Source organism: Sulfurospirillum cavolei, from assembly GCF_001548055.1.
Taxonomy (GTDB): Bacteria; Campylobacterota; Campylobacteria; order Campylobacterales; family Sulfurospirillaceae; genus Sulfurospirillum.
In genome coordinates this window covers 1653630-1677825 of the sequence record NZ_AP014724.1, presented here as the reverse complement: position 1 = coordinate 1677825, position 24196 = coordinate 1653630, and the positions used below count along the sequence as shown (strand labels likewise).

Below are 24196 nucleotides of genomic sequence, written 5' to 3'. Positions count from 1 at the left end.
ATAACGTAAGCGTTGTATTTGAGTTGTATTTTTTGCTATACTAACCCAAAATTACTCCCAAAAATTGCCTAAAGGGAACATCGTGCGTCATTCACTGTCGTTACTCCTCGTTGAAGACGATACCGCGCTTAATGAGGAATTGTGCCTTTTTTTAGGAGATTTCTTCGATACGATCGATGCCTTTGCATCGGCGGAAGACGCTTATGCGCATTACCTAACCCGCACGTACGATTTGGTCATTACCGATATTCAGCTTCCCCAACAAAACGGGCTTCATTTGATTGAAAAGATTAAAAAGAAAAATCCTACGCAAACGGTAATCGTCATTTCGGCGTACAAAGAGACCGATTATTTTCTGAAAAGTATCGATTTGGGGATTTTTAGCTTTTTAACGAAGCCTTTCGATTCGCAACATTTAATCAACACGATGATCAAAGTTACCGCCCATCTTTGCGGGCAAAAACCTCAAAGCGTTCCGACAAGCGATCTTGTCGTGTTACACCCAGGCGTCGTTTTTTCGATGAACGAGCGCACCTTACATGTCAACGATATTTTGGAGACGCTAACCGCGAAAGAAGAGGCGTTGCTTTATATTTTGGTCAAGCATGCCGATGCGTTTGTTCGCAACGAGCAGATCGCCCATGTCGTTTGGCAAAGCGAAGAGGTCAACAGTTCCACGCTTCGCGCTTTGGTCAAGCGTTTACGCGACAAACTCGGGTATGAAAACTCGATCGTCAACTTGAAAAACAGAGGGTACAAACTCAACACGAAGACGGCTTAGGGAAATGTGCCGGTGCTTCGAAAAAGAAACCTTGCGAAAAGTCCACGCCTAAACGCTTAATTGTTTCGTATTCCCCGCGTGTCGAGACAAATTCCGCAATCACTTGAACGCTCATTTTATGTGCCATCGCAGTAATCGTTTCGACGATATTTTGATTGCGCAAATTTTGGTCGATGCCTAAAACAAACTGTCCGTCGATTTTGAGAAATTGAACGCCGATATTGTCCAAACGGTTGAGGTTTGAGCGGTCGCTTCCGAAATCGTCTAACGCCAAACGGTATCCCATAGCTTTGAGGACGTGAAGGTTTTTAAGCGGCATTTTATTCAGGTCGCTTAAAATAATGTCTTCCAAAATTTCGAAAATAACGCAATGCGGGTCAATGCGGTATTGGGCTTGCTTGACATGTAAGAAGTCGATGAACGTATCGTCGAGTAAATCTTCGTTGGTGATGTTCAACGAAAATTCGATGCTCTGATCCGCGAAACTTTTGAACGATTTGTTAATCATCATACGGGTTAGGTTACTCATCAAACCGCTTCTTCGCGCCGCTTCCAAAAAGTGCGAGGGCGAAATAACTTCACCGTCGTCCTCGATGCGGGCGAGGCATTCGTATTTGGCGATTTTTTCCGTTTGATTGTCGATAATGGGTTGAAAATAGGGAATAACGCGGTCTTCTTCCAAGGCTAAGCGAAACTTTTGAATCCACGTCGTTTCGACTTCGGAGCGTTTTAAGAAAGGATCGCTTGCGTTGTAGACGTTGTACTGGCTCGGAATACCGCGCATCTTAGCTTCACGCAAAGCGATACGCGCGTTGGAGAGCAACAATGCGGGATTTCGAGACGTTGCGATACCGCATGAAAGCGTCACGTAGATCGGGCGATTGTTTATCTCTCCGACGGGTGTTTCTCTAAAAAAAGTTTGAATCTGAATCGCAAAAAGCTCGGGGCTGAGCAGATCGGGATCGAAGAGAATGACGAATTCGTCGGAATTGTAGCGATACAGATGAACGTCTTTTGCGAGGTTATAGCGCAGAAATTCACCGACTTTGTACAAAACTTCGTCCGCAAAATCGACGCCGTAAGTTTGATTGATAAAGCTAAAATCATCGATATTGTAAAGCATAACGGTGAGTGCATGGTCTTGTAAAAAACGGTCCAAAAACGTGTAGAGCATCGTGGCGTTTTGGAGTTTCGTCACCTTGTCGAGCGTTAAAAACTCATGCACGATTTGATCGTTTTGTTCCAGCTTTTGGTGTTGCTCTTGGAGCAAGGCTTCGAGTTTTTCTTTATTTTGAATGTTTTCTTTGCGCTCTTTGACGAGCAACGAGACTTTGTAAAGCGTTTCTAAAAGCTGTTCAAAATCGATCGGTTTGAGGATATAGCCGTTGACGTTGTTGCGGATACTCTCTAAAAAATATTCGGTTTCGTTGTGCGCCGAGACGACGACGATCAGCTGAAACGGGTTGATCTCTTGAATGCGTTTGATGAGTTCCATGCCGTTCATATGCGGCATATTCAAATCGGTAATTAAAATGTCGTACACGTCGGGTTGTTCTTGATAGCGCGCGTATGCTTCTTGTCCGTCGCTTGCTTCGTCGATGGAGGCGAACAGATCGCTTAAAAGCGCGACGGTGTTTTCACGTAATATCGCATCGTCTTCGACGTATAAAACGCGTAAATGAGACGTGAGCGTTAAAAGCTCATTGATCGCTACGGACATCGTATTCTCCCCGAATTTTCACGCTGAATTTTGCTCCGCGTTCGGTATTGCAGACGCTTAAAATGCCGTGACAATGCTCTTCGATAATCGTTTTTGACATGTAAAGTCCAAGCCCCGTGCCGTTTTTTTCCGCTTTGGTCGAAAAGTAGGGATCGAACACTTTGGAAATAATCGCCTCGGGGATACCTCCGGCGTTATCTTCGATCTCGATGACAAAAAATTCCTTCTCTTCGTAAGCGTTCAAGCGTATCGTAGCATTTTCTATTTTTTTGTCAAGAAGCACGTCTTGGGCGTTTTTTAAGATATTAATGAGCACTTGCGTCACTTGCGCTTCGTACGTGATAAACTCACGTGTCGAACGGTTGTCGATCTCTACGGCAATTTTGTGAACGTCGAGGCTTTTTCCGATAATGCGAAGCGTTTTTTCGATAATGTGCGCCAAAGAGCTTTTTTCGTGACGTTGGTCGGGTTTGAAAAAGTTACGAAAATCGTCGATCGTATTGGTCAAAAATTGGATGTAATTTTCGATCTTGTCGATGGCCGTCGTTAAAAATTCGTCTTGCGCGACGCGTCCTTCCGAGGTTGTAAGGTCGAATTTTTTGAGGCTTTGCTTGAGTTTGATGCTCGCCGTGACCGTTGAAATCGCGCCCAAAGGTTGTCGCCATTGGTGTGCGATCATACTGATCATTTCGCCCATTTGCGCAAGGCGGGATTGATAGATCATCATCTTTTGGGTTTCCATATTTTCCAAGATGCCCTCTTTGATCTTCTTATCCATCGAATCGTACAAGTTTTGCAGCTCGTGACTCATCGCCGAAAAGTTGTCCAAAAGAGTGTTCAGCTCGATAATGTCCGAATGCGGAAGTTTGGTCGTAACAAGCTTGTCTTTGAGGCTTCGAGTCGCTTGAATGAGTTCGTGAAGCGGGGTTAAGATTTGCGCGGAAAAGCGTTGGGCTCGGCTAATGAGAATAAATAAAAAGACCAAGTAAAATAACGCCATAAAACCAAGTGCGATGTAGCCGATAAAGTCGGTTTTTGCTTTCAGGTCTTTGCCGCTTTTTAACAAAGAGTCTTTATCTAAAAGTAAAATAAGCTTCCATCCTGTTTGCGAAATGGGGTTTTGTGTGATCAAAAAATCAGTGTCGGCATAGCGAAATTCGTCCAGAGAAGTGTTTTCTTTGACCATTTTCGTGAGAAACGAAGCTAGGGTGTTGGCTTTATTGTCGAAAAGGTTAAAATCTTTCGGCTTGGAAATCGTATTTTCTACGGGTGCTTCGTAAGTATGCGACGTAAGTTCTTGAAGTCCCAAGAAAGGTTCTAACGTTTTACTCATACCTAACATGTGACCGTGTTCGTCGACCAAAAGGCTCATGGAACGATAGGGAAGGCGAAGGGAGAGAATATTGGAAATCAGCTGATCGATCGTAATGTCGACGCCTACGACGCCTTCTAAAAAGTCGCCTTTGTACACGGGCGCAATCGCGCTAATCATCCAACCAAGACCAGCCGGATCGAGGTAAGCGTCCGTCCAGACGATCTTTTTCTGAGGGTTATGCTTTTCGTCGGCAAGAAAATAAAAATTGTACTTGGGAATATCGATGTCGTGTGCGTACTGATTGAGTGCGTCGGGCATAAAAGGGCAAAGGCGGTTCATCGAATCGTGACTGTTAAAATAAACCTGTGCGATATTCGGATTGCTTTGAAGCATCGTGTTGTAAAAGCCGTCAAGTTCTTCGGTTGCGATTGCTTTTTCAAGACGATACGGCGATGTTTGCTTGATGTTGGAGTAAAAAAGCGTACATGCGTTTGGCGTTTGTTGCGTATTGGTGATGACGCCGTTTTCCAATTGCTGATAATTGTGGCTTTTAATGCCGACATGTTGAGGATCAAATCGGGCAAAAAACGTTTCATGCTCTTGACGAAAAAGCTCCGTCATATGCGAGACGTCTTTAAACGTAACGTTAACGATTTCGGCGGAACGACTGCTAATCTCTTTGATATGGATCTTCGTCTCTTCGATCAAGGCTTTTTGCGTGCTTTCGCTCACATGCGCATTGCTCCAAAAGTAGGCCCATAGAAGCATCGCTTCGATCAAAAGAAGAGGAAAAATAATGGATTTGAGGTACTCTTTTTGGATGAGTTTCGATAAGCTTTGGCGTAACATGCATTATTCCTCTTTGAGTTTGATGATAAAACGTGCCCCGATCGGGGTATTTTCGGCATAGATCATACCGCCGCAGTGTTCTTCGATGATGGTTTTTGACATGTAAAGACCCAATCCCGATCCGTTTTTCTCGCTTTTGGTCGAAAAATAGGGCTCAAAAATATACGGGAGAATGTGTGGGGGAATGCCTCCGGCATTGTCTTCGATGCTTAAAACGTGCCACTCTTCTTGCTCTTCGATGTGGATAAAAATGTGCGGATATTTGATGTGACGCTCTTTGATGACATCTTCGGCATTTTTCAAAACGTTTAAAATGACTTGCGTTACTTCGCTCGCATACGTCAAAATCTCACGCGTGCTTTGGACGTCGACTTTGATTGCGATGGTATTGATCTCCAACGCTTTGCCGATGATGTCGAGCGTACGGTTGACGAGTTGGGCAAGGCTTACACGCTCTTTTTGCTTGTCGGGTTTGAAGAAATTGCGGAAATCATCGATCGTGTGAGTCAGAAATTGCACGTACGATTCGATTTTTCCCATCGAATCCAGCAAAAACGCTTTTGACTGCTCTTGGGCTTCTTCACTGCTCGTATCGAGGCGATTGAGTGAAACTTTAAGACGGATCGATGCGGCAACGGCAGAGATAGAGCCTAAAGGTTGACGCCATTGGTGTGCGATCATGCTGATCATCTCGCCCATTTGCGCAAGACGGGATTGTTGCAAGATATGTTTGTCTTTTTCACGGTTTTTAGCGACTTCTTCTTCGATGCGGCGTTCCAAATTTTGGTTGATTTCTAAAAGGTCGTGGTGATTTTTGCACGCGCGCACGGCATTTTCGAGTTTGGAATGAAACGAAGAGACGATGGAACAGAGCAGTTCAAGGTCTTTTTTATCGGAATAAAAGAGAAAAACCATACTGTCTCTATCGATCGTGACGTATAAAAAAGTGTTTTTTCCTTCGGTTTGGACGCTAATTTGATCGTTTGAGCTCTGTACGTCTGGGCGTTTAAAAAGCGGTTTTAACGCCTGTTTTCCTAAAAAGCAGCGTTCGACGTAGCCTTTTTCTTCGGAAACGTATTGCCAATAAAGCGATGCGAGCGCACCGGTTTTGCGCGTAAAAACACGCAAAAAACGCTCGACCATCGTTTCCAAGTTTAAGGATGTTCCGATGGAACTGACGCATTCGAACGTCAAAAGCAGCTGTTCGTTGAGGTATTGCATCGTTTCTCCTACTTACATGCACGGTATAACGTTTGTTGATGAAAATCATACAACACTTAAAGGGTACCTATGACGCATGTATTGTTATAAAACTCGATTCCTTCTTGATTGGCGTTGGCAATTTCGCCTAAACTTAAAACGCCCCACAACGGAATCGCGTTATCGTACACGGAAGTAATCGCTTCCAACTCTTCGCCGTAACGCTCTTTAAGAAGTAAATAGCGTGAAATACAGTCTATCAGTAAGACGTTGCTGTGCGCTTGTGTTTTGACATGTAAGGAAGCAACGGCGGCTTCGCGAGCCGCTTCGATAATGGCGTCGGCTTTACCTTCTAAGATGGAAATAACCGAATTTGCGTCGATTTGCGCATTGAGCGTTAAAGACTGACCGTTCGTCGAAAAGGGTTCTCTTATGATAAAGTCTTTGTTATAACGAACGATGCCCAAAGGAAAGCGTTGCGCAATCGTGAAAAAAGGCGTCTGATCAAAAGCAATGTCGCTGATTTTTTCGACGATGGAACGGTACACGCTATAGGCATCTTGAAAGTTGATTTTTTCCAACGTATGTCCCGAACAATGCGTCGCAATAAAAGGACCCATCACGGTCGTCCAACCGTGTTTGATTCCCAGTCCGACACTCTGCTTTGAAGCGACGACGATGGCGTAGTTGGTGTAGCGTTGCGTGTTGTCGAAAAGAAGATACGATGCGGGATCAAGCGTCATTTTACCTGCGCCCGCGCCTAGAATGCGTGCTTGTTCGGGCAATTGGGCGTAGAGGACTTCTAAAAAACGATCGGTGTGAATCGAATAACCGTCGAAAAATGTTAAAACCGCGTTGGTCTCTTCGGGGAGTTTGAGCTGGGTCGTATTGTCCATGGGGACAATGCACGAGAGGGTCGAGTCGGACATTTTCGCGACGATAATTCCCGTATCGTACGTGTGATGTCGGTAAATAACGCGCGGAAAAACGGCACCGACGAAGGTAATATCGTCGGGCAAAGTTGCCAACGGCGCAATGTCGGTTTTATCGGCGACGAACAGTAAATAGCGACCTTTTGTAAGACTCGTATGCAGTTTTTCCGCACTCTCGAAAAAAGAGATTTGTTCAAACATCGTCCTCTCCAAAGTTTTAATGCGGTCATTGTACACCATCTAGCGTGACAAACGCGTTGTATCCATTGGGTCATATCGCTTGCAACGTGTTTGCAACGTTGGCGTGTTATGATGGCATCAACGTTTTAAAAAAGGTCGAAACCATGAGCGAATATAAACAGTACGACATTCAGATGATCGATTTTATCGGTCACGGAATATGGGATTGGAATATCGCAACCAATGAAATTTTTTTCTCTCCTCAATGGAAAAAAATGCTCGGCTACCAGCCCGATGAAATCAACGATACGATAGACGCATGGAGTTCTCGCGTGCATCCGGACGATTTTACGCAATGCCTGAATGAATTGGCGGCATTGTTTAGCGGTAAAATCGTGCATTATCGTTGCGAACATCGTCTGCTTTGCAAAGACGGACACTATAAATGGATATTAGCGCAAGGCGGCGTTATCGCACGCAATGAAGAGGGCTCGCCCCTGCGCGTTGTCGGTACGCATACCGATATTGACGATCTTAAGCGCGCCTTGGAGGCGCAAAACTAGGCTTTAACGATCGTTTCGCACAGTGCTTTGGTTGCCTCTATCAGCACGGACGGGGCAAGATGCAGTTGCACGCCCCGAAGTCCGGCACTGACGTACACTTTTTCATGCCGATGAACGCTCGCATCGATAAACGTCGGGTAATGCTTCTTCATCGCCAACGGCGAACAGCCACCTCTGATATAGCCCGTAAGCCCCAAAAGCTCTTTGACTGCCACCAGTTCACACCGTTTAGCTTTTGCCACCTTTGCCAAAGCTTTAAGGTCGATCTCCTCAGCCGCAGGAATGCACGCGACTAAAATGCGCTTTGCCTCATCGCGCGCCACCAACGTTTTAAAGACACATTCAGGTGCCACACCAAGCGATTGCGCCGCATGCACCGCACTTAAATCTTCTTCATCCACTTCATAGGAACTCATCTCATAAGGCAGTTTTAACGTATCTAAAAACCGCGCCGCATTTGTTTTTTTAAGGCTCATGTTCATTTCTCACAACTTTTTTACGAATGGTAGCAAAAAATCTTTCGATTTGAAATATTTGCTATCCTTATTATCAATTTGTAGTATGATTATTTAATCTTACAAAAAAAGGATTTGTATGCGTTATTTTGAACTGAGATGCAAGGCATTTATCAAAAGAGACATCGCGTTTGAGAAGAGTTTTGAATTGCTCTCGAAGTACATCAGCTTTTCGATGTACCAAGAAGGTAAGGGTGAAGTGCACCAAAAAGAGGGTTTCAAATACTACGTTTTTGGAGGGTTACTTCCCATCGAAAAAGAGAAAGTCTACAAGCAAGGGAATCTTTACAGTTTTACGATTCGCTCCTTAGATGAAGCGCTCATGGACACGCTCCAAACCACATTACGCCAAAATATTAACAACGAAAATCTCCTCGTCGTCGAAGCCCATAAAAAAATCATTTCACAGTTTTTCATCACCGAACTTTACAGTGCCACTCCCGTCATTGTCTCGATCAGCAACGGCAAATACTGGACCACGAACGAAAGCGGCGATATCGTCCAACTCCAACGTCAACTCCACGAAAACGCTGAGAAAAAATACCAAAGCTTCTTTGGAGAATCTTTACATGTAAATCAAAGCTTCATCCAACTCATCGAAATCAAAAACAAAGTTCCCCAAAATATCCTCATCACCAAAGACGGCAAATCCATCCGCTTTTTTGGCAATAAATTTAAGATTGTGCCCAACGAAGATGATGTGAGCCAGAAGTTGGCATTTGTCGCGTTGGCGTGCGGGGCAGGAGAAAAGAATAGCTATGGTGGTGGGTTTATGCTTGGAAAGGGGATAAGATGAAAGAAAAAAGTTTATTCGATTCGGACAATAAAAGAGTCACGAAAATCTTTACATGTAAAGATTTTTTCTATAACAATGGAATCGTCAATTTATACCAATTTCTCCAAAACAAAGACTTTGATATAACTTTCTCATTAGATCAAAATGAATTAACCTTAGAATTTGATGCGCAAAAAGAAGATCAAGTTTATACCCAAATCCTTAATTCGTTTTTAAAAGACAATAAAATAGTTTATCAGACAGATAATGATCGATGGTATTTTGATGAAATAAAGATGGATTTTATTGTAGATAAAAAGTTTGACACCAAAGGTGGTCAGAAAAATGATTTACGAAATGGTGTTTATTTGTACAAAAAAATATCAGAGCTAGGATTAAGTCGAGAAGAGGTTGAAAAACTTTACCTCGATTTCTGCGAAAGAACGAAGTTAAAGCCAGAAACAGAGTCAAATGGCACTTTAAAAGTTCCCAATAAAAATAATGAAGTGATTGTTGCTATCGCATTAGATACGGCTATTGAGCGATTTAGCCAATATTTTGCCAGTGATAACATCTTATCGATTGATTCAAAAATTCACTCTTTTGAAGATGGACAAGACTATTTTCACGATATGCTAAAACAGCCACAAACTTATAAAATTGATAAATGGAATGCCTTAATGTATTGGTTTGGTGGACGAGTACAAAGATTTTATAACTATTCGTATTTTATTTATCCCAATTCATCTAACGTAGAAGCACTCAATACCTTTAAAAAGTTTTTACAAATCAATGACAATAGACAAGAGTATAGAAATGATGATGGCAAAGTTGTGACCACATCTTCAAATATAGATTTCTTTAACGTTCTAAGAAAAGATGATATTGTCAATAAATACTTTTATATTTCCACAAGTGCCGAAGAGTTTGAAATGAAGTTTTTTATGTACCTTTTTTCGGTGATTTATCATATTGAAAGTGAATATGAGAGTTTACAAGATGAAGATTTGGCAGTGTTGTTTGATGACGATACTCTTGAGAACTCAAAAATATTGTTTGAGCTTTTACAATACATGAGTTTTGTTATTTATACCGATGATGGAACCTTTAAAACTTCGTTGAGTGAATATACTAAAGCGTATCGACTTATTCAGTTCTTTATGAAATTAAAAGAAGAATCGCTTTTTAAATATCTAGGGCATGTGTTTCAGGTTTTTTCTTTATCGCAAAGCAAAGATGAAGTTAATTTAAATTTACAGCATTGGTGTCAAAAAATACTTTCATTTAACAATGTGCGTAAAGAGTATTTTGTGGCAAGTTTCTCTATTTTAAAAAATAATTCACAGGGTTTTGGAAAAGAGTTATTTTCATTTGAACAAAGTTATTTAAAAAATATTTTAGGAGGAAGTGAAATGGGCATTCATGAAAATGCTAAGAAAATTGGCGATGGTGTTGGCTTCTTTTGTGCGGAGCTTGGTGATAAAGACTTATTATTTAAGCTAAGAAGCGTTAAAAACTATAAACAGTTGGTGTCATATTTTAAAGATTTGAAATTTTCAAGTCTTAAAAATGCAGACAAAGCACGATTTTCTAATGAGTTTAATGAATCACTGGAAAATCTTTTAGTCAATGTTGAACAAAATTGGGAAATTGCAAGAGATTATATAGCAATCTATGCAATCGATAAATTTAAAACAGTTAGTTTTGCAAAAACAAAATAAAAAGGAGAAAAAATGTTTTTAAATATTGCGTATATTACAAAAGTAAATGTGGCTTCACTTAACGGTGGCGAAGGTTCTGGCGGTAATGTTACGGTCATGAAGAAAATCTCCAATGCAAACGGCGATGAATTTGCGTATGTGTCAGGGCAAGCGTTACGTAGATACATGAAAGAAACTTTGATGCAACTTGGAGAAAAAATCAGTAGTGTTGATGAAGATGGCAATCCAACGGTTGAAGAAAATGGTAAGTATCCATCGCTCAATGCAAAAATAGATGATAAGCAACGAGAAAAAATTTTTAAATCCGTATGTGATTTGGATTTGTTTGGATTTATGTTGCCCAAAGGTGGTCGAAGATGGTCTCCTATCAAAGTGAGTCCAATGGTTTCTATATTTCCCTATAAAGGCGAATATGACTATTTGACACGCAAGCAAAAAACAGAAGATGAGAGTAAAAAAAGCGGCAATATCGTACAAGTAGAAATTGACACTTTAAATTTTATGAGAGGAAATATTATGATAAATCTTTCTCATATCGGCAATGAAATTAACGAATATACCTATGAAGTCAAATCAATTTTAAGTGATGAAGAGAAAAAACAACGCTTAAATGTATTTCTTGATGCTATTAAATCCTTTAATGGCGGTGCAAAACAAGCTCGCAATCTTGAAGATATTGCTCCAAAATTTATTATTGTCGCAAAGCAAAAAACAGGAAATCCCTTTTTATTAAATGCTTTAAGCGTAGATTCTGATGGGAGCATTGACATAGAAACAATCCAAGAAGCTTTAAAAGATAATAAACCTGAGTCATATACCATCGGAATTACTAAAGGAATTTTTACAAATGAGGCAGAAATAAGAAGCTCTTTTGATAATGTTGTGAGCGTTGCACAAGCTCTTGAAGAGTACAAAAATAATTTAGGAGCTTAAAATGGAAGCCATCCGTTTTGAGGTTGAGGGACTTTTAAATTCGTTTAGAGTCCCCTTTTTTAGAACCTACCATAAAACGTTTCTAGCTCCACCGAAAACTACGATTATTGGGTTTTTGTGTAATATTGCATTAAAATCTCAAAAAGAATTTTTTGAGATTTTAAATCAAGAGTTGATAGATGTATCTGTCATTATTGATGAAATCAATGGAAAAACAAAAGATTTATGGAGTTATAAAACATTAGAAAAAGGGAATATGGGGAAAAGCGTTATAAGAAGAGATAAGCTCTTTTTATCAAAATATACGATTTATCTAAGTATCAAAAATAAAACACTTTTTGATGAAATATACAGTGCTTTGAAAAATCCAAAAAATACTCCTGCTTTAGGCTTAGATGATGAGTTGATTCTTATTAAAAATGTAACGATTATTGATGCTTTAGTACTCAATCCAACCAATAGAATCAATTCGGTATTTTTAAATAAAGCCTATTCGTACAAAGCATTTATCAAAGACCCAACCCAACCCTTAGAATTGCCGACACCTAACTTAACGCCAATAAAATTTAATGCTTTTGATAAAAAAGGCATGAGAATTTCTAAAGAGGTTAAAGAGGAATATCCGCAAGTAGAGTTTATCAACTGTGAAATTGAGCTCCAAAACGTTACAAGTTACATTGATAAAGAAAAAGAGAATAAAATGGTGTTTTATTGATGGAAATAATAGCTAAAACATCAAATGAACAGTACCAAACGTTTGAAGAGCATACACAGTGGGTCGTAGAAGAAGCGCTCAATCAAATTGACCCACAAATACTTCATAAAGTTTCTATATGTACGGGTTGGAGTGAGCAAAAAATTCGTGATTTGATATTTTTTAGTGCCTATTTTCATGATATTGGAAAAGCAACGGTAGAGTTTCAAGAAACAATAAATAATGGAAAGAAATCATACCATCCATTGTATGGAGCTTCTTTATTGCTACATATCAAAGATTTTGTTTATAAAGATATTGGAGAAAATAATTTATTATTTTCTATTGTTTTATCGCATCATTCGTTATTTCCAAAGCAATATGATAGTGCAAATTATAATTTTACATTTTTACCTCAATATTTAACACTATTAGAAAATTACTCATTGTTGTATCAAAAAACTTTCAATGAAATATGCCCTTATATTTTTGAGTTTAAAGAATTAAAAAGAGATTTGTATAAACAGTATATTAATATTTCTGAAAAACGATTGGCAGATATACAAAGTTGTTTTAAATTTAGAGTTTTATACTCTTATGTATCTGGAATCTTGAATTTAGCGGATTGGTTAGCAAGTGCAAGATTTACGCAAACAAAACCAACGACGACCTTTTTAGCATTACCGACAAAAGAAAATTTTGTAACACATTTAACGTTTGATAAATTAAGACCTTTTCAAGAAGAATTATCGCTTTTAAACAAAAGTGTACTTGTTGAAATCCCAACAGGTGAAGGTAAAACCGAAGGCTCTTTGCTCTGGGCAATTTACAATCTTTATAATCAAAATACCAAAATTATCTATACGCTTCCTACTCAAACAACTTCCAATAAACTCTATGATCGAATCCAAAATTTTTTTGATAAAGAAGAGTGCGGATTGATTCATTCTACGGCTAAAATATTTCTCGAAAAAGCTTATGAAAAAGAAAATGGCATTGTAGATGATGTTTTTCAAAGCGATTTTCTTATTAGTAAAAGTTTCAATAAGCCTATTACTGTATCGACCATTGATTCGTTATTGAAGTATTTTATCAATATAGGAAGATTCAATATTGCAACAAAAAACTTTTTAAATTCTGTCATTATTATTGATGAAGTTCATGCTTACGATTTTAAATTGATGGGATTTCTAAAACGATTTTTGGAGTTATGCCAAGAATACGATGTAAGAGTTTGTTTGATGAGTGCATCCATCCCCAATCAACTTAAAAAATTACTCAATATTCAAACGTATTTAACGATAACACAAAATGATTTATTTCAAAAAAAAGCTAATGATATTATTAAAAAAGAGTATGAGTTAGATGATGATTTTGACTTCATTAAAGAAAAATTCAAAGAATCAAAAAATATTTTAATTATTCGTAATACTGTTAAAAGTGCAGCTAAAATATATAAGTATCTTAAAGATGAATTTTCATTAAAAGATGAAGAAATTATGTTGTACCACTCTACATTTAAAAAAATAGATAAGCAAAAAAAAGAAGAGATGATTTTTGAAAAACTCAAACAAAAGAAACCTTTTATTCTTGTGGCAACGCAAATCGTTGAAATTTCTTTAGATATTGATTTTGATGTGATGTTTACAGATAATGCACCTATTGATGGATTGATTCAGCGTTTTGGACGAGTTAATCGCAAAAAAGATACAGATAAAAAAGGTGAGATTTATATTTATAAATACGAGAAAAAATTTCCTTATCAAGAAATTGAGCTTTTAAAATTAACATTTGAAACCATAGAAAATGGTTATTTTGAACTTGGTAAATATGTTGAATGGTTGAATATTGTGTATGATAAATTATTTGAAGAAGATATTGCAACAAATAACAAAATTACACGGCTTTTTAAGAGTGCTTATGAAAAGTACGATGTGACTATTAAAAACCTACATGGAATTAATCAATCATCAGATAATTATGACTTACGAGATATTCCTCCAGAAAGTCAGAAAAATGATTATTGGCTTTATGATGATTTTATGGATGAGAAAAAAAGAACATTTGATTATACGATTTCTCTACCTTTTTATTATGAAAAAAGTTATTTACATGTAACACAAGAAAAAACATTTTATAAAGTTTTGAAGCTGAATTACTCTTTTAATGAGGGTATTATTCTTGAAGACAGCCATAATGGTTTTTATGAGTTTGGTGGCGAATGAATAACATTACAGGCACTCTAATTTCCTACTATTTCATCTGCAAAACCAAACTTTGGCTCCACGCCAATCGCATCAACCTTGAAGACAACAGTGAAGATGTGCGCATTGGCAAGGTGCTTCATGAGATTAGCGAAGAAAAAGCCAAAAAGGCAGAAGTCAAAATCGACAATGTCAAAATCGATAAAATCACCAAAGAATACCTTGTGGAACTCAAAAAGTCAGACTCTGACCCAGAAGCGGTGAAGTGGCAAGTGTTGCTTTATCTGTACAAACTCAAAGGCAAAGGCATCGAGCGCAAAGGTAAAGTTGAGTACAACGAGAAAAATCACAACACCAAAAGTGAGATCATTGAGCTAGATGATGCGAATGAAAAAGAACTTTTATCTGTTTTGGAAGCTATAACGACACTGATTACTTTGCCGACACCACCACTGCCGAAGTTTGAGAACAAGTGTAAAAAATGTGCTTATTTTGATTACTGCTTTATATAAGGAACTGTCATGGAAAAAATACAACTTTTTGAATCAAAACAGATACGAAGTCACTGGGATGAGGAGCATGAGCTTTGGTATTTTAGCGTTATAGATGCTATTGAGGTTTTAACCCAGAGTGACCGACCTAGAAAATATTGGAGTGACTTAAAAAACAAGCTTAAAAAAGAAGGAAGTGAATTGTCCGAAAAAATCGGACAGTTGAAAATGCAAGCATCTGATGGGAAAATGAGAGCTACGGATGTAGCGACAACTGAACAGCTTTTACGGCTTATTCAGTCTATTCCATCACCGCATGTTGAACCGTTTAAGCAGTGGCTTGCAAAGGTCGGATATGAGAGAATTGAGTCGATGCAAGACCCCGAAAAGTCCATCGATCAAGCGATGCAAGATTATCTCAAATTGGGCTATACAGAAAAGTGGATTAACCAAAGGCTCAAAAGCATTGAAGTACGAAAAGAGCTGACTGATGAGTGGAAAGCAAGAGGTGTTGAGGAGGGCAAAGAGTTTGCACAGCTAACCGACATCATCTCAAAAGCATGGAGCGGTCATACGACGCAAGAATACAAAACGCTCAAAAATCTTCAAAAAGAAAATCTACGAGACAATATGACCAATTTAGAACTCGTACTTACGATGTTAGCCGAAGCTACCACAACTGAAATCTCAAAAGAGAAAAAGCCAAAAAGGTTTGATGAGAGTCAAAAAGTCGCCAAACAAGGCGGTACGATTGCCGGAAATACACGCAAAGCAATTGAAAAAAAGACAGGTAAAAGCGTGGTGACGAAACAAAATGCAAAAACTTTATTGGAAAAAAAATGATGTTTGATGATTTAGGATGAACCATGGCAAAGAACCACACACGTTATATTTTCTCTATGGGCGAGCTGAGTCGCAAGGACAATTCCATCGCGTTTCGCAACGAAAAGGGCAACTTTTACTTGCCCATCGAAGAGACGAGGGAGCTTTACTGCCTCAATGAAGTGAGTTTCAACACGAAGTTTCTAGACTTCATCGCCAAAGCAGGCATTACTTTGCATATTTTCAACTACCACGGCAATTACAGCGGCACGTTTTACCCTAAGGCGTACCTTGTCAGTGGTGACCTAAATGTCAAGCAAGCCTTGTGTTTTGTCAATGAACGACTGAGTATTGCTAGAAACATTGTCTCAGCCATCGCTCAAAACATCCACGAAGTGTTGTACCACTACTACCGTCACGACAAAAAAGAGCTCAAACTGTATCTTGATTGGCTTAAAAACGATGTGCCATCACTTTTACATGTAACGATGAAAGTGGAGCAGATACTCTTTGTCGAGGGGCAGATTTGGAGTCGATTTTACGACAGTTTTAAATACTTTTTGCCTGAAGATTTTGTGATGAACAAGCGTGTCAAGCGTCCACCGGACAATCCTATGAACGCACTCATTAGCTTTGGCAACACGCTTTTATATACCAAAACCATCGCCTCCATCTATCACACGCATCTTAACCAGTCCATCAGTTTTTTGCACAGCCCGAGGGAAGGGCGCTTTAGTTTGAGTCTGGACTTGAGTGAAGCGTTTAAACCCGTCATTGTGTTCAAAACCATTTTTGATTTGGTCGGACGAAAGAAGCTCCAAGTGCTCAAACACTTTGACAAAAACCTCAATTACGCACTTTTAAACGAAGAGGGTAAGAAGATTTTTATCGACGCATTTGAAGAGCGCATGAACGAAACCTTTTTACATGTAAAGCTCAAACGCAAGGTAACGTACAAACATTGTCTTAAACTTGATGGCTACAAACTCATCAAAACCATTGTCGAAGGACGAGAATTTACACCCTTTTTGCTCAAGGAAAAGATGTGAAAAAGGACACAACCAACTACAATTATGTCTTTTTGTTTTATGATATAGCCGATGAATTCAGCGATGTTGGCAAATACCGTGTCTCCAAAGTTTTCAAAATTTGTAAAAAATACCTCAAACATCACCAAAAGTCTATCTTTAGAGGCAATATCACACCCGCCAATCAAATAAAACTTCAAAGCGAACTTAAAAAAGTGATCGACCAAGAGATCGACTTCGTGACGATCATCAAGATGCTCAGCTCAGGAAGTTTTAGCGAAGAAAATCTTGGAAATCCAAAAAAGGAGAGCGAGGGAATTTTCATCTAATTTTTCCAACCACGGTTTAGTTCTTTTTAGGCGGGAAATTGCTAAAATAGGGCGTTAAGTCGCCTTTTTGATCTTTAACATTTTACTGTTAATTTTCATTGGAAAAAATGACCAAAATGGCTATTTTATGGGAATACTCTTTTAAGAAAGTGCCATAATCTAGCCCTCGAACCGACACAAGATTTGTATTTAAACGTTAGTGCTATTGATTATGTTGTTGGAGAAGCGCCTCGAACCGACACAAGATTTGTATTTAAACGATTTGACGGTTGCGTCTAAACAGTTTTTAACATATCCTCGAACCGACACAAGATTTGTATTTAAACCCTGCTTTATCCCACTTTAAAATCTCTTGCGAAGCTCGAACCGACACAAGATTTGTATTTAAACCTTCAACTACTTATTCTTGGGACGAAAGCTATAACCTCGAACCGACACAAGATTTGTATTTAAACTTTTCAAACCAATCTACTTGATAAAGTTCTTTTACTCGAACCGACACAAGATTTGTATTTAAACTTAATCATAAAGACAGTATGGATATTCAAAATAAACTCGAACCGACACAAGATTTGTATTTAAACTATTTAGAAGGCAAAAGAAAAGAGACTGAAAAATCTCGAACCGACACAAGATTTGTATTTAAACCCATGAAGTAAGAGAAGAAATAGAACTTAATGGGCTCGAACCGACACAAGATTTGTATTTAAACTACCTTTTTTATCTAGGTTGGGCGTATCCGTCCTTGCTCGAACCGACACAAGATTTGTATTTAAACTCGGTTTTCTTATTGCCTCTTCTATAATTGTTTTCTCGAACCGACACAAGATTTGTATTTAAACAATTGTGGCTGACATTGTAGGTCACGCAAAAAATCGACTCGAACCGACACAAGATTTGTATTTAAACTATCCCCCGTTTTAGCATTCGACGGCGTTTACGACCTCGTGTACAACCGCGCTTAAAATGTTAGTAATTTGAATTTAAAATGATAGTTACACGCTCTTTTAACCGATTTTATCCCACTTTGCTATCATATTCAATTCAAATTTTAAACTACTAAATGAGTAAGCGCCGAAGCGCCTACCCTTTGATAATGACCTCTTTAGCCTGTTTTTGACTTCCTCCTCGTAAACTATATAACGTAGAGACCTCTATGATCTCGAAGCCCTTATATAGGTCTCTGACGACCTCGCAATCGTTGTATGAAAGCACAAACCGACCCTTGATCCCCCTGAGCATCTCTGCCAATGCAATATGCTGATCGATATTGAATCCGGAAGGTGTTTTATAGTGGCTTTCCGTACCTACATAAGGTGGATCAAGGTAGAAGAGCGTGTCGGGATGATCATAGGTCGTAATAAGCTTTTTAAAGTCCATATTTTCGACACAAACACCTTGCAGTCTCTTTGACCAGACGCGAAAGTCCCTATCTAAATTTTTTACTCTTGGTTTTGAACCTCTTGGCATTGCGAAGTCTGTGCCTTTTGAACCGAAGCTTTGTGCTATTAAATAATAGTAAAACGCGGCGCGCTCTATGTCGTTTCGTGGATGCAGCGCTTTAGTTTTAATGCGAGTGAACATCTCCCTTGAGACAAACATGCGGTTTAGATAGAGGTGGAGTGATTGAGGTCGCTTTTGTATTTGTAGGTGTAGATTGACTAGATCGGAGTTGATGTCGTTAACGACTTCTATTTTACTTCGAGGCTTTCTATAGAAGACATTAAGATCTCCTCCAAAGACCTCAACATAACGTTGATGTTCCGGGAACTCTTTAATGATCTTATCGGCAAGCTTTGACTTACCTCCAACCCACGCGAACGGGGCAACTCTTGGGACGTTGTGATACTCTTTGAGTCTCTCCATGCAAAAACCTTTCATTTTGTAATATTTTGAGGGTATCCCCTAAAAATATTTTAGAATTTGATTGCAAGGAGTTTGGGACGACTTGTTAGGCAGAGGGAACTCTGCCTATTCATTGGCATTTTTTGACTTTTGCCCTTACTTTTTCATTATCTTCTTTCATAATGAGGTAGTTCCCATAGCTCCATTCATTTTGCTCAAGCTCTTCCCCTTTTTGAAAGGTTTTAGGCTTAATGACAGGCATAGGGTCTAACTCAATAACGCACCTTTGAGGCACGTTAACGAACTGGTCAATTTGTGGTGTCTGAGGCTGATCGACACCGCATCCGCTACCAAGTACGGCTATTAAGAAAAGCACGAGCATTATCGCAACTTGACGCATTTTGGTCTCCTTTCCAGTTCTTGACCTCGTCTTTGAAGTCGTTGTATTTTTTGCTGATCTTTAAGAGCTCATCGTTGACCGCTTTAAGATTTTTCTCTGTGTCCGCTTTATTTGCGGCAATCGTTGCATTTTGTACCCCGATCTCTGCTTGCTTGAGACTAACTTTTTCCTGAAGCTCTTTGATCTTAGACTCTTTTTTGGTCAGCTCACCACCTTGTTCCTTGATGACCTTTTCATTATCGCTTATTGTAGAGCGCAACGACACCTCTTCTTCCAATATGAAAAGGCTCATGGCGATCAGCGCTCCAGCTAAAAGAATGCTAACTCCTTTCCAAAGGCTACCAGTACCTAAACTGAGAATTGTCTTGAACATCTCCATACTGTCTCCCTAGTGTGTAAATATTTTGCGAGTATTCATAATTTATCTCGCAATTATTGCGGGTCTGAATCTTCCCGCTTTTTAACGTAAAGTGCGAGTCTCCCCTAGTGCATTGCGCTTTCGCTTTTGCCCAGTTCTCCGCACCGGCTTTTCTGATCTCTTTAAGTACCCAGTCGCCGCCGTTGTAACGCTGATACGTGACCCAAAGCGGTCGCCCCTGCTCATGCAGGTAACGCATGATCGCCGCTTGCGCTCTAAGGCTTCCTTGCACGCTTGCGATCTCGGTAATGCCTTCCTTATCTAAGACATTTTTCCACCAACGATACGTGATCTGCGCGACTCCTTGAGAGCCTACTCCGTCGTTTGAAATACTTGCTCTACACCCGCTTTCTTGCTCCAGCTGTGCGATAGCGTATTGGTAAGGGAAGCTTGTACCGAACTCTTTAAAATGCGCGACACGTACCTTTTGTGTTAAAAGAGCGCAGCGCTCCAGCGCAAAAAGATTAACCGCCAATAGAGTAACTATAAACAATAACCGCATATAGCACGATCCTCCCTACATTCTTAGGTGAAAAGCTGGATGTACAACACCACTCAACTTTGCCCAGTAATAGTCTGCCGGCAATGTACGCATGAATAAGACCGAAATTAATTAGTACCATCTTGGCGATGATAAGCTGAACAAAATGTTGATCATCCCCAAAAACATGCAACACGATTACCGCAAGACAAAGACAAGCCAATACCGCTTCAAACCATAACTTTTTCATTTTCTCTCCTTTTTTACATGTAAGAAATTAAATACGCGGCGGATCAGATAGTTACGACCGATAGATGAAACCGTAAAGATCATGACGATCCAAAATGAACTCTCCATGCTTTTTGGCATACCAAATAACGGAAAAACAAAATACGCCAATGCAAGGCTTATGAAAAACCCGCTGAACGTGTTAAATAAGCTCTCATAAAACGAAGCTCTTTTACTCTGCATCTACTCTCCTAATTTTCAAATTCAACACTGATCGTGTAACCGTTATCCCCCCAAGTGTGACGCACCTGTTGCACATCAAACTCTTTGCCCCATTTCGCGTTAGGGAGGTTTAAGATCGTAAGCTTTCCCCCAGCTACGATGTTCAGACCCTCGTAGTCAAACCCTCCGCGCACTGTGCCTTTGTTTTTTAAGTTCAGCTCCGCTTTTAGTTTTACCCTCGCTTCCGCCTCACTTTGAAAATTTCCGCGCACGTTAAGAGCTGGTGTCCCGCTTCCTATCGATACAGACATCACTTTGTTTTCTTTCGTACTTTGCCATGACGCGCTGGCTGAGTTGTAGAGTGTTTTGTCAAGCATCTCAAGGTAAAGGTTATCCGTAAGGTCGGCATTGATCGTAAACTTAGGCAGTTCACTCTCTTTATCGCCCCCTTTTTTTGGGCAAAAGAGGATCGTGTCGTTTTTAATCGAAAAGGTCGCCCCGATCTCTCGTGCGATGCGTTGCATAAAGGCAAGGTCACTTTCATCATTTTGACTCTCATGGAGAAACATAAGATCGTAAAAGCTATTTTTGACACTTAGGTCATTCCGCTTTGCGATCTTTTTTAAGATGTCATCTAGCGAGGCATTTTCGTAGCTCATGGTTCGCTTTTCTTTGATTTGCGTACTAAAATTAACCGGTGTTCCCGTGATGCTAACGACTTTAGTTTGATAATCTAAACGAGACTTCAAAACACTAAAAGAGCCGATGTACCAAAGATGCCCCTCAAAACCGAGCCATACTTTTAAGATGTCTTTGTACTCAGGCGGTGCGAAATTCTCTCCATGAAATCGAATTTTAAAGCTGTCGGCTGAGTTGTCTTTCGCATCGGTGTACTCTATACCGAGGATATACTTCTTCAATGAAGCAGTCACATCTTTACCATTTGCCAAAAGCTTAAAACTTGGCTTTTTAATAGCTACCATAGGCTTATCCCATCGCTTTCGCTCGCTACGGTTGCCGTATACTCAGGGAGATAGACTTTGTCTCCAGCATCTAAAAGTGCCTTTGACATAAGGTGAGCATTGGCAAGCATCACTTCATTAAGAGGTTCAAGCGTTCCATAATAGGTATAGACGATCGTATCTAAGCGATCATTTTGAGTTGCGATGACGTGTTTCATTCGCGTACTCTTTTCATTTCAACACTAAACACGACTTTGACTGATCTTCCATCCGGAAGAAAGAGGCTTCGATCTTCTTTTACTTTTGTGATCTTAAAGTCGCCCAAAACCTCACCGTAACCGTAGATAAACGGCACGGCTTGTTTTTGATCCGCGATAGCAAAAAGACGCGCTAAAGGGTTCAACCCTCCTTTAAGGGTAATGATAGACCCTGAGAGGGTAAGCTCTTCGATGTCCTTGCCTACACTCTGCTCACCGGTGTAGTAGTTTACCTTTGGAATTTCAGCGAAACTGTACTCTTTCGTATGGCTTAGCGCATCAAAAGGCTTTTTTTCTAAAGAGAAAATAAAATCACCGATCATCGCCATAATATTAGTCATTGAAACTCCTATCGGCTTGATCGCGCTGTATCTCTCTTAAAGCTTTACGTACTTGCTCATCGATCTGTGCTTGTGTGCGGCTTGCTTCCTCGGGAGAGCTGAAGTTTGGATTTTGAATCGTAACGCTAACGCTATTTGAAGTCGAACCCTGTGCTGGGATGTTTCCAGCCCTAGCCATAATGGGTATAGTTTGCTGACTAGGTGAAGTCGCCTGTTGTACATTGGATTCCGCACCAAAAAACGATTTGACACCATTAACCGAATCTAAAACCCATTGAAATTTACCACCAACCCAATTAAAAAAAGAGTCAAAAAGCCCTGTAATTGTTGTAATTGGATTTGTAAACAGATCAGTAATAAACGAAGCAAAAGTATTAAACCCCTCTATAGCCCCAGTTATTTGGCTTCCGATCCAACTAAAAAGAGAACTAAAAATATTTACGACAGATTGAGCGATTGAACTGAAAATATCGGCTACATTAAACGATTGAAACGCCCATGTGAAAGCCTTGCTAATCCAATTAAAAAGCGGTTCAAACTGCGCGTAAATTGCTGTAGCCGCACCCCCTAATAGATCAGCGAGCCACGTTCCAAAAGAGACAAACCACCCTTTTAAAGTATCCCAATTTGCGATGATCAGTGTAGCCGCTCCGGCAATAAGCGCAGCACCGGCGATGATCCACCCAAATGTAACCATAGACGTAACGCCAAGCACACCTAAAACAGTCGTAAACATAGACACCGCGATAGCTGCTGTACCGAGTCCTCCTGAGAGTGCTACAAAACCGACAAGCGCACCACCTAAGAACTTTGTAACATTTGGGTATTCTTGTGTTAAGTCTGCTAAAGCAGCTGTCGCATCCCCAAGAAAGTTCGTAACAGACTTAAGCTCAGGAGCGATCCCCTCACCTAAGAATGCGAGGAGGTTTGAAAATGTACCGGTTAAAGCTTCCCATGTGTTTCGAAGCGACTTCGTGGTATTTCCAACACGCATATTTAGATCAGCTTGCTCTTTGAGCTTTTTATTAAACTCTGAGATACCTCCCGTTCCTTTTTGAATAAGAACGTTCGCCATCGATGCCGCTTCGCCTTTACCAAAAAGCGACTCTATAACATTAAGACGTGCCGCGTCGCTTTCAATTTCTTTGAGCTGTTCAAGCTCTTTGATCATGTTTTCAACGCCTAAGAACTTTCCAGTTGTGTCATTGAATGTAAGTTCAATCCCTTGTTTTTTAAGCTCTTTAGAACCCTTAAAATTTACCGCTGATTCGATCATATTGCCAAGGTTTGTACCAACGGTTTCGCCACTAAAACCTGACTTAATGAGTAAGCCAATGAGAGGTTCAACATCTCGCGCGGCTTGGAGTCCCATCATTCCCAACCCTTTCATGGTAGCACCGACTTTTGAAAAGGCAAATTTCATCTCTCCAACTTCAACGCCCATGTGCGCAAGGCGTTGAATATCGTCAATGAACACGAGCAGATCACTGTCTGCGATACCTAAAGCCTCCCTAAATTTTGCAGTAGAGACGGCGGCTTCTTCGTAAGGAATTTTAAGTACAACACCAAGGTACGCGGCAGACTTTAAAGCCCCACCGATAATGCTTTGCTCCTCGACTCCAAGCGATTTTAGCTTTGATGCCATAGCGTAAAAATCTGCTGTCGTACCCGGTAGAGCATTACCAAGCTTTGTCGCTTCCTCATTGATCCCTTTAAAAAAAGGACTCACGCTTCCATCGCTCTTCATGAGAGTATTTTGTAGTTGTATTTGCGCGTCTTCGAGGTCAGCATAAGACTTGATAACCTCCCCAACGGCTCCTTGAGTCGCCAGTTGTGCGCCTTTAAGCCCTGTACCGATAGCCGCACTTGCTGTGCCGAAGTTTTTTAAGTCTTTTGTGGAGTTTCGGATCGCAGAACCAAGAGAGGAAAAAGCAGGGCTAAACATATCTTTTGCTGTAAGTGCTATACCTAAAGCGAACATCTTGCTCAT

At 40.0% G+C, this 24196-nt stretch carries 26 protein-coding genes and 1 CRISPR repeat array; of the genes, 11 read left to right on the top strand and 15 right to left on the bottom strand.

Going from position 1 to position 24196, the window contains the following annotated elements:
• Positions 1-82: 82 nt before the first annotated feature.
• Positions 83-781 carry a response regulator transcription factor gene (locus tag UCH003_RS08560; protein WP_060826192.1) on the top strand — a complete coding sequence of 233 codons (699 nt, stop codon included), beginning with the start codon at positions 83-85 and terminating at the stop codon, positions 779-781.
• Here UCH003_RS08560 and UCH003_RS08555 read toward each other — a convergent pair.
• Genes UCH003_RS08555 through UCH003_RS08530 form a run of 4 tightly spaced genes read right to left on the bottom strand, consistent with a single transcriptional unit; the run spans position 762 to position 6998 of the window.
• The gene (locus tag UCH003_RS08555; RefSeq protein WP_060826191.1) at positions 762-2501 is read right to left on the bottom strand and encodes an EAL domain-containing protein; all 1740 of its coding nucleotides are present in this window, start codon (positions 2499-2501) and stop codon (positions 762-764) included. The two genes, UCH003_RS08560 and UCH003_RS08555, sit on opposite strands and share 20 nt — an antisense overlap.
• Positions 2482-4665, bottom strand: a complete 2184-nt coding sequence (locus UCH003_RS13590; protein ID WP_082709172.1) for an ATP-binding protein — start codon at positions 4663-4665, stop codon at positions 2482-2484. Before UCH003_RS13590 ends, UCH003_RS08555 begins: the two co-directional genes overlap by 20 nt.
• A 3-nt stretch (positions 4666-4668) precedes the next feature.
• Positions 4669-5886 (bottom strand): sensor histidine kinase, encoded by a 1218-nt coding sequence (locus UCH003_RS08535; RefSeq protein WP_060826187.1) that lies wholly within the window; start codon positions 5884-5886, stop codon positions 4669-4671.
• 56 nt (positions 5887-5942) lie between these two features.
• Positions 5943-6998 (bottom strand): FIST C-terminal domain-containing protein, encoded by a 1056-nt coding sequence (locus UCH003_RS08530; protein ID WP_060826186.1) that lies wholly within the window; start codon positions 6996-6998, stop codon positions 5943-5945.
• Positions 6999-7063: 65 nt separating this feature from the next.
• Between UCH003_RS08530 and UCH003_RS08525 the strand changes: the two genes are divergently transcribed.
• Positions 7064-7540 (top strand): PAS domain-containing protein, encoded by a 477-nt coding sequence (locus UCH003_RS08525; RefSeq protein ID WP_060826185.1) that lies wholly within the window; start codon positions 7064-7066, stop codon positions 7538-7540.
• Here UCH003_RS08525 and ybaK read toward each other — a convergent pair.
• The gene (ybaK, locus tag UCH003_RS08520; protein ID WP_060826963.1) at positions 7537-8016 is read right to left on the bottom strand and encodes a Cys-tRNA(Pro) deacylase; all 480 of its coding nucleotides are present in this window, start codon (positions 8014-8016) and stop codon (positions 7537-7539) included. The genes UCH003_RS08525 and ybaK overlap by 4 nt on opposite strands.
• A 118-nt stretch (positions 8017-8134) precedes the next feature.
• On the opposite strand from ybaK, the gene cas6 reads away from it, so the two are divergent.
• Genes cas6 through cas2 form a run of 9 tightly spaced genes read left to right on the top strand, consistent with a single transcriptional unit; the run spans position 8135 to position 17052 of the window.
• Positions 8135-8851, top strand: coding sequence for a CRISPR-associated endoribonuclease Cas6 (gene cas6, locus UCH003_RS08515; RefSeq protein ID WP_060826184.1), 717 nt, complete (start codon positions 8135-8137; stop codon positions 8849-8851).
• Positions 8848-10551 carry a hypothetical protein gene (locus tag UCH003_RS08510; RefSeq protein WP_060826183.1) on the top strand — a complete coding sequence of 568 codons (1704 nt, stop codon included), beginning with the start codon at positions 8848-8850 and terminating at the stop codon, positions 10549-10551. Before cas6 ends, UCH003_RS08510 begins: the two co-directional genes overlap by 4 nt.
• A 12-nt stretch (positions 10552-10563) precedes the next feature.
• Positions 10564-11484 (top strand): type I-B CRISPR-associated protein Cas7/Cst2/DevR, encoded by a 921-nt coding sequence (gene cas7i / locus UCH003_RS08505; protein WP_060826182.1) that lies wholly within the window; start codon positions 10564-10566, stop codon positions 11482-11484.
• Between the two features lies 1 nt (position 11485).
• Positions 11486-12199 (top strand): CRISPR-associated protein Cas5, encoded by a 714-nt coding sequence (gene cas5, locus UCH003_RS08500; RefSeq protein WP_060826181.1) that lies wholly within the window; start codon positions 11486-11488, stop codon positions 12197-12199.
• Positions 12199-14403, top strand: a complete 2205-nt coding sequence (locus UCH003_RS08495; RefSeq protein ID WP_060826180.1) for a CRISPR-associated helicase/endonuclease Cas3 — start codon at positions 12199-12201, stop codon at positions 14401-14403. The genes cas5 and UCH003_RS08495 overlap by 1 nt, the downstream gene beginning before the upstream one ends.
• Positions 14400-14894 (top strand): CRISPR-associated protein Cas4, encoded by a 495-nt coding sequence (locus UCH003_RS08490; protein ID WP_060826179.1) that lies wholly within the window; start codon positions 14400-14402, stop codon positions 14892-14894. The genes UCH003_RS08495 and UCH003_RS08490 overlap by 4 nt, the downstream gene beginning before the upstream one ends.
• 9 nt (positions 14895-14903) lie before the next feature.
• A complete protein-coding gene (locus tag UCH003_RS08485) occupies positions 14904-15716 on the top strand; it encodes a BRO family protein (RefSeq protein WP_060826178.1) in 813 nt (270 codons plus the stop codon).
• A 23-nt stretch (positions 15717-15739) separates the two neighbouring features.
• Positions 15740-16744: a type I-B CRISPR-associated endonuclease Cas1b gene (cas1b, locus tag UCH003_RS08480; protein WP_060826177.1), complete on the top strand. Its 1005-nt coding sequence runs from the start codon at positions 15740-15742 to the stop codon at positions 16742-16744.
• Positions 16741-17052: a CRISPR-associated endonuclease Cas2 gene (gene cas2, locus UCH003_RS08475; RefSeq protein ID WP_060826176.1), complete on the top strand. Its 312-nt coding sequence runs from the start codon at positions 16741-16743 to the stop codon at positions 17050-17052. The genes cas1b and cas2 overlap by 4 nt, the downstream gene beginning before the upstream one ends.
• Positions 17053-17217: 165 nt before the next feature.
• A CRISPR array of direct repeats spans positions 17218-17961; the repeat unit is 30 nt; unit sequence CTCGAACCGACACAAGATTTGTATTTAAAC.
• A 174-nt stretch (positions 17962-18135) separates the two neighbouring features.
• Here cas2 and UCH003_RS08470 read toward each other — a convergent pair.
• The 10 genes from UCH003_RS08470 to UCH003_RS08425 all read right to left on the bottom strand — a co-directional run bounded on the left by UCH003_RS08470 (position 18136) and on the right by UCH003_RS08425 (position 24196).
• The gene (locus UCH003_RS08470; RefSeq protein WP_231964763.1) at positions 18136-18918 is read right to left on the bottom strand and encodes a DNA adenine methylase; all 783 of its coding nucleotides are present in this window, start codon (positions 18916-18918) and stop codon (positions 18136-18138) included.
• 109 nt (positions 18919-19027) lie between these two features.
• Complete coding sequence (locus tag UCH003_RS08465; RefSeq protein WP_144440987.1) at positions 19028-19297, bottom strand: hypothetical protein; 270 nt, start codon at positions 19295-19297, stop codon at positions 19028-19030.
• Entirely contained in the window at positions 19245-19676 is a 432-nt protein-coding gene (locus tag UCH003_RS08460; RefSeq protein WP_060825900.1) for a hypothetical protein, read from the bottom strand. Before UCH003_RS08460 ends, UCH003_RS08465 begins: the two co-directional genes overlap by 53 nt.
• Entirely contained in the window at positions 19636-20190 is a 555-nt protein-coding gene (locus tag UCH003_RS08455; protein ID WP_144440988.1) for a hypothetical protein, read from the bottom strand. Before UCH003_RS08455 ends, UCH003_RS08460 begins: the two co-directional genes overlap by 41 nt.
• Positions 20180-20446 carry a hypothetical protein gene (locus tag UCH003_RS08450; RefSeq protein ID WP_060825902.1) on the bottom strand — a complete coding sequence of 89 codons (267 nt, stop codon included), beginning with the start codon at positions 20444-20446 and terminating at the stop codon, positions 20180-20182. The genes UCH003_RS08455 and UCH003_RS08450 overlap by 11 nt, the downstream gene beginning before the upstream one ends.
• On the bottom strand, positions 20443-20667 hold the full coding sequence (locus UCH003_RS08445; RefSeq protein ID WP_060825903.1) for a DUF7220 family protein: 225 nt from the start codon (positions 20665-20667) through the stop codon (positions 20443-20445). Before UCH003_RS08445 ends, UCH003_RS08450 begins: the two co-directional genes overlap by 4 nt.
• Positions 20668-20675: 8 nt before the next feature.
• Positions 20676-21566 (bottom strand): phage late control D family protein, encoded by an 891-nt coding sequence (locus tag UCH003_RS08440; protein WP_158509035.1) that lies wholly within the window; start codon positions 21564-21566, stop codon positions 20676-20678.
• A 56-nt stretch (positions 21567-21622) separates the two neighbouring features.
• Positions 21623-21826 carry a tail protein X gene (locus UCH003_RS08435; protein WP_060825905.1) on the bottom strand — a complete coding sequence of 68 codons (204 nt, stop codon included), beginning with the start codon at positions 21824-21826 and terminating at the stop codon, positions 21623-21625.
• Entirely contained in the window at positions 21823-22206 is a 384-nt protein-coding gene (locus tag UCH003_RS08430; protein WP_060825906.1) for a phage tail protein, read from the bottom strand. The genes UCH003_RS08435 and UCH003_RS08430 overlap by 4 nt, the downstream gene beginning before the upstream one ends.
• Positions 22199-24196, bottom strand: a complete 1998-nt coding sequence (locus UCH003_RS08425; protein ID WP_060825907.1) for a phage tail tape measure protein — start codon at positions 24194-24196, stop codon at positions 22199-22201. Before UCH003_RS08425 ends, UCH003_RS08430 begins: the two co-directional genes overlap by 8 nt.